Raw genomic sequence first — 5,245 nt, 5'->3', positions numbered from 1 at the left:
AGCCGCAGCTGGCCGGTGAGGTTGTAGGCGCTGCGCGCCGCCTCCCCCGCCAGCCGCTCGGCCAGCCACAGGCGCTGCTGCGCCAGGGACAGCGGCATCTCCGGCCGCCGCGGTTCGGCCATGACCGGCGGCAGCCCGGCCTCCGGCGCCTGGCGCGGCGCCGCGTCCAGTTTGGCGGCGAGCTCGGCCAGGCTGTGCGGCGCGAAGATCTCGCGCAGCGGCAGCTCGACGCCGAATTCCGCGCGGATCCGGTCGATCGCCTGCAGCGCCAGCAGCGAATGACCGCCCAGGGCCAGGAACCGGTCGCCGCGGCCGATCGGGCCGCAATCCAGCAGCTCGCTCCAGGTGTCGGCCAGGCGCCGCTCGGTCCCGTCCCGCGGCGGCTCCCGATCCTTCGCCCCTGCGGCGGCCGAGGGACGGCGGTAGAGATGGAAGGCTCGCAGCTCGCCCGAGAGCAGCCGGTCGCGGCAGGCGGAACGCTGCAGCTTGCCGCTGGTGGTCTTGGGCAGCGTGCCGGGGTCGAGCAGCGCCACCAGCGCCGCCGGCTCCTGCTGCATCTCGACGATGACCCGCTCGACCGCCTCGACCAGCGCCTGCACCGGCACCTTGCGCTGGGTCTCGCGGCTGATCTCGACCGCGACGCCGATGCTCTCGCGGCCGTCATGCTCGACCGCGAAGGCCGAGACCCGGCCCTTGCGGATTTCGGGCACGCCGGCCTCGACCGCCTTCTCGATGTCCTGGGGATAGCGGTTCTGGCCGCGGATGATGATCACATCCTTGCGCCGGCCGGTGATGTAGAGCTCGCCCTCGTGCAGGAAGGCCAGGTCGCCGCTGCGCAGCCAGAGTCCTTCGCCGCGGTCGAGGAAGGCCTCGCCGGTCGCCTTCGGGTTGCGCCAGTAGCCGCGGGTGACGCTGCCGCCGGCCACCCAGACCTCGCCCACCATGCCCTCGCCCAGTGTCTCCAGCGTCACGGGGTCGACGATGCGCAACTGCTCCGGCCGGATCGGCCGGCCGCTGCTGACCAGCTCGACGCCCTCGCCGCTCGGCACCACGCGATGCGCAGCCAGCGCCTCGGGATCGACGCGCAGCGTGACGTAGTCGTGCGGGCGCGGGCTGCAGGACATGGTCAGCGTGGCCTCGGCCAGGCCGTAGCTCGGGGCCAGCGTCTCGCGCCGAAAGCCGGCCGGGGCGAAGCGGGCGGCGAAATCCGCCATGGTGTCGGCCCGCACCGGCTCCGACCCGCAGAAGGCGAATTGCCAGGACCGCAAGTCGAGGCCGGCCACGGTCTTGTCGCTGATCCGCTCGACGCACAATCGGAAGGCGAAGTCGGGGCCGCCGCTGAAGGTGCCGCCGAAGCGGTGGATCGCCTCCAGCCACCGCGCCGGCCGGGCCAGGAAGTGCTGCGGCGACATCAGCACCAGCGGCACGCCGGCGAAGAAGGGCAGGATCAGCCCGGCGATCAGCCCCATGTCGTGATAGAGCGGCAGCCAGGAGACCAGCACGTCGTCGGCGGTGATGCCCCCGCCATGCACCATCATCCGCTGGTTGTCGATCAGGTTGCCGTGGGTGACCTCGATGCCCTTGGGGTTCGCGGTCGATCCCGAGGTGTATTGCAGGAAGGCGATGTCGCCGCCCTTCGCCGGATGCGGCCGCCACTCCTCCGCCAGGGCCGGCGACAGGGTGTCGACCGCGACCACGGCGGCGCCGTCCTGCCCGGCGCGGAGGGCCTCGACCGAGGCCTGGTGCCGCCGGTCGGTCAGCAGCAGGGCGGCGCCGGCATCCTCGATCATGCCCTGCAGCCGCTCGACATGGTGCAGGCTCATGCCCTCCGGCGGATAGGCCGGCACGGCGATCACCCCGGCATAGAGGCAGCCGAAGAAGGAGGCGACGTAGTCCGGCCCGCTGTTCAGCAGGATCAGCGCCCGGTCGCCCGGCGCGGCGACGGCCTGCAGATGGGCCGCGACCGTCCGGGCCTGCCGGTCCAGCGTGCGGTAGTCGAGGGTGTCGCCCACCGTCTCGCCATCGTGCAGGAAACGCAGCGCCGGCCCGCCGTGATCGGCGGCGGCACGGCGGCGCAGCAGCTCGATCAGCGTCTCGGCATCGGCGTAGTCGAGGGCCAGCGGGGCGGCGGCGTCGCGGCGCGGGCGGAGATCGAAGGCAGCGTCGCTCACGGCGAACCTCATGACACCGGCGAAAGGGAGAGATCGCGGCCGTTGACGGCGCGGACCGGCGCCGGCCCGGCCGCGGCGGGGCCGCTGCGCTCGACCACCCGGCCGCGCTCGAGCTTGACCAGCTGGTCGGCCAGGGGGAACCAGCGGTCGTCATGGGTGATGACCAGCACGGTCTTGCGCCGCGCCTTCAGCTCGGCCAGGACCTCGCGGTAGAACACGTCCTTGAACTGCGGGTCCTGGTCGGCCGCCCATTCGTCGAACACCATCACCGGCCGGTCTTCGAGGCAGGCCGCCACCAGGGCCAGGCGCTTGCGCTGGCCCTGCGACAGGTCGCGGGTGGAGAACGCGCCGCCGCGGACCGCGACCTTGTGGTCGAGATGGAGCTGGCGCAGCCAGGTGTTGGCACGGTCATCGAGCGACCCGTCCGCCGCCTCCAGCAGCGTCTCGAACAGGTGGAAGTCGGAGAACACGGCCGAGAACAGCCGCCGGTGCTCCTCGCCGCCCGGCGCGGCCGGCGCCCGGCCGTTAACACGGATGGTACCGGCCTCGGGCGCGTAGAGGCCCGTGACCAGCTTGGCCAGCGTGGTCTTGCCGCTGCCGTTGCCGCCGACCAGGAAGGTGATCTCGCCCGGCCGCAGCGTCAGGTCGATCGGGCCGAGGGTGAAGACCTCGTCCTCGCGCTCGTCGTAATAGCCGTGAGTGACGCCCTCCAGAACCAGCGTGACCTCCGGCTCGGCCGGCAGCGGCGCCGGGGTCTCGCCGCCCTTCCCCGCCTCCAGCGCCCGCACCGTCTCGTCGATGCGGCCGAGCGCCACCCGGGCCATGCCGATATGCGGGATGTTGCCCAGCAGCCCTTCCAGCGGGCCCATGATGTAGAGGAAGGCGATGACATAGCCGGAGACGACGCCGGCATCCGCCGGTGCGATCCAGATTCGGGCGAACAGCGCCGTGCCGATCGTGGCCATGAACAGCAGCCGGCCCCAGCCATCGGCGAAAGCCAGCAGCGACAGGCCGCGGACCCGGCTTTTGGCCACCGCGTCGATCGCCTCGGCCAGCACCGCGTCGAGGAAGCGGCGCGCCTTGCCGGCATTCAGCTTCAGCTCCTTGGCGCCGCCGTTCAGCGCCTCGAAATGGGCGAACAGCCGGTCCTGGCCGCGGCCTGCCTCGCGGAAATGCGACAGCACGCGGCGGTAGCTGAGCTGGTGGCCGACCGAGCCGAGCAGCAGCACCACGGCGGTCAGCAGCAGGAAGGTCCAGGACAGGGCGGCGAGATAGGCGAGGACGCCGAGGATGACGACCCCGTTGGTCACCAGGATCGGCAGTCCCATGCAGAAATTGGCGATGGCCGAGGCGTCATCGGTCAGCAGCGACTGGATCCGCGCCCGACCGACGATCTCGAGCCGCCGATAGGGCGCCGCCACCACCACCTCGGCGATGTGCTGGCGCAGCCCGCCCAGCGCCTGCTGGCCGAGCCGGGCGAACAGGGCGCGGGAGCCGACCTGCGCCACCATCACCAGCAATGCCGCGGCGACGAAGGGCAGCAGCCAGTCGGCCAACGTGTCCGCCGGCGCGTGCAGGGCGCGGTTGATCAGCAGCACCAGCAGCGCCCCGCCCAGCCCGCAGGCCAGGCTGGCGAGGATGGCGGCCGCGAACAGGACCCGCGAGCCGCGAACGAGCATTCCGAGAAGCGACACGGTGTTCTCCGGATCGGAGCGTCAGTGCAGGCCGTGCGCTTCGGCCATGGCGACGATGACCTTGCGCGGCCCCTTGAATGGCGCCCGCGCATGGGCGGTGAGCATGTTGTCGAGCATCAGCACGTCGCCCGTCCGCCAGGGGAAGCTGATCTTGTTCGCCTCCAGCACCGCGCGGACGGTGGCCAGCGTCTCGTCCTCGATCGGCGAGCCGTCGCCGTAATAGACATTGCGCGGCAGGTCCGGCTCGTCGACCAGCTCCATGAGGGTCGACCGCACCTCGGGCTCCAGGTTCGAGACGTGGAACAGATGCGCCTGGTTGAACCACAGCATCTCGCCGCTCACCGGATGGGCGATCGCCCCCTGGCAGACCTGCCGGGTGCGCAGCTCGCCATCCGGCTTCCACTCGCAGTCGATGCCGTGGCTGCGGCAATAGGCTTCGACCTCGCCGCGATCCTCGGTGCCGAACACCTGCTGCCAGGAGACGTCGAGGCCGTTGCCATAGTTGCGGACATACATCAGCCCCTTCGCGGCGAAGCGGTCGCGCAGGCCGGCCGGCATGGCGCGGTAGACGGCGCGGCTGTCGGCGATCGGCGTCTCGCCCCCCTCCGGCGCCGCCTGCTGGCAGTAGAACCAGATCTTCATCGGCCAGTCCCGGGTGTAGGCCTGTTCGTTGTGCAGCGGGATGTGCTGATGCGGCGGGTATTCGGTCGAGGTGTAGACGCCCTGCGTCACCTTGCTGCGCGGGGTCGATCCGAACTCATAGGTCAGCAGCGGATGGCCGAAGCCGGCGGCGAAGCCGCGGAAGGCGTCGGCGCCGTCCAGCGCGAATCCGCGGAACAGCAGCCCGCCTTCGACGCCGAGATGACGGTCGACGATTGGCCGGATCTCCGGCAGCGCCTCGATCAGCGACGGCGTCCCCGCGGCCGGCTCGACCAGCAGCGGCAGGGGCCCGTCGTCGCGCAGCGGGCGGATCGTCAGCGTGGCGGTGGTCACGGCATCCATGGCGTGGGCACTCACTGAAGCGTGGCGGCCGGGCCGCCGTTCATCCGTCGCGACAGGGCGGCATCGACGATGCCGAGGACCTCCGCCTGACGGGAGTGAAGGAAGAAGTGATCGCCCTCGAACAGGTCGATGGCGAAGCCGCTGCGCGTCTCCCGGCCCCAGGCCTCGAGCGCCGGGCGGCGGAGATCGTCGCGGGTGCCGGCGAGGACATGCACCGGGCAGGGCAGCGCCGGGCGCGGCCGGTAGGCATAGGTGCCGGCCAGCAGAAAGTCCGCCCGCAGCACCGGCAGCACCAGGGCCATCAGCTCGGCATCGGCCAGCGCCTCCTCCGGCGTGCCGCGATAGCCGCGCAGATCGGCGATCAGCTCGGCATCGCTG

General features: G+C 71.7%; 4 protein-coding genes. All 4 read right to left on the bottom strand.

The genetic code is table 11. The annotated features are described in order from the left end of the window. Window positions 1–2,171: AMP-binding protein (locus P409_RS25850; RefSeq protein ID WP_161790475.1), on the bottom strand; the 2,171-nt coding region annotated here is incomplete at its 3' end. Between the two features lie 8 nt (window positions 2,172–2,179). Beyond that, on the bottom strand, window positions 2,180–3,865 hold the full coding sequence (locus P409_RS25845; protein ID WP_081991798.1) for a cyclic peptide export ABC transporter: 1,686 nt from the start codon (window positions 3,863–3,865) through the stop codon (window positions 2,180–2,182). 21 nt (window positions 3,866–3,886) lie between these two features. After that, window positions 3,887–4,867 (bottom strand): TauD/TfdA family dioxygenase, encoded by a 981-nt coding sequence (locus tag P409_RS25840; protein WP_034845203.1) that lies wholly within the window; start codon window positions 4,865–4,867, stop codon window positions 3,887–3,889. Window positions 4,868–4,878: 11 nt separating this feature from the next. Further along, on the bottom strand, window positions 4,879–5,245 hold a 367-nt coding region (locus P409_RS25835; RefSeq protein WP_034845201.1), incomplete at its 5' end, for a thioesterase II family protein.

The organism is Inquilinus limosus MP06 (assembly GCF_000767795.1).
Lineage (GTDB): Bacteria > Pseudomonadota > Alphaproteobacteria > DSM-16000 > Inquilinaceae > Inquilinus > Inquilinus limosus_E.
The sequence above is the reverse complement of the archived record's forward strand: the minus strand, read 5'-3'. Positions and strand labels throughout refer to the sequence as shown.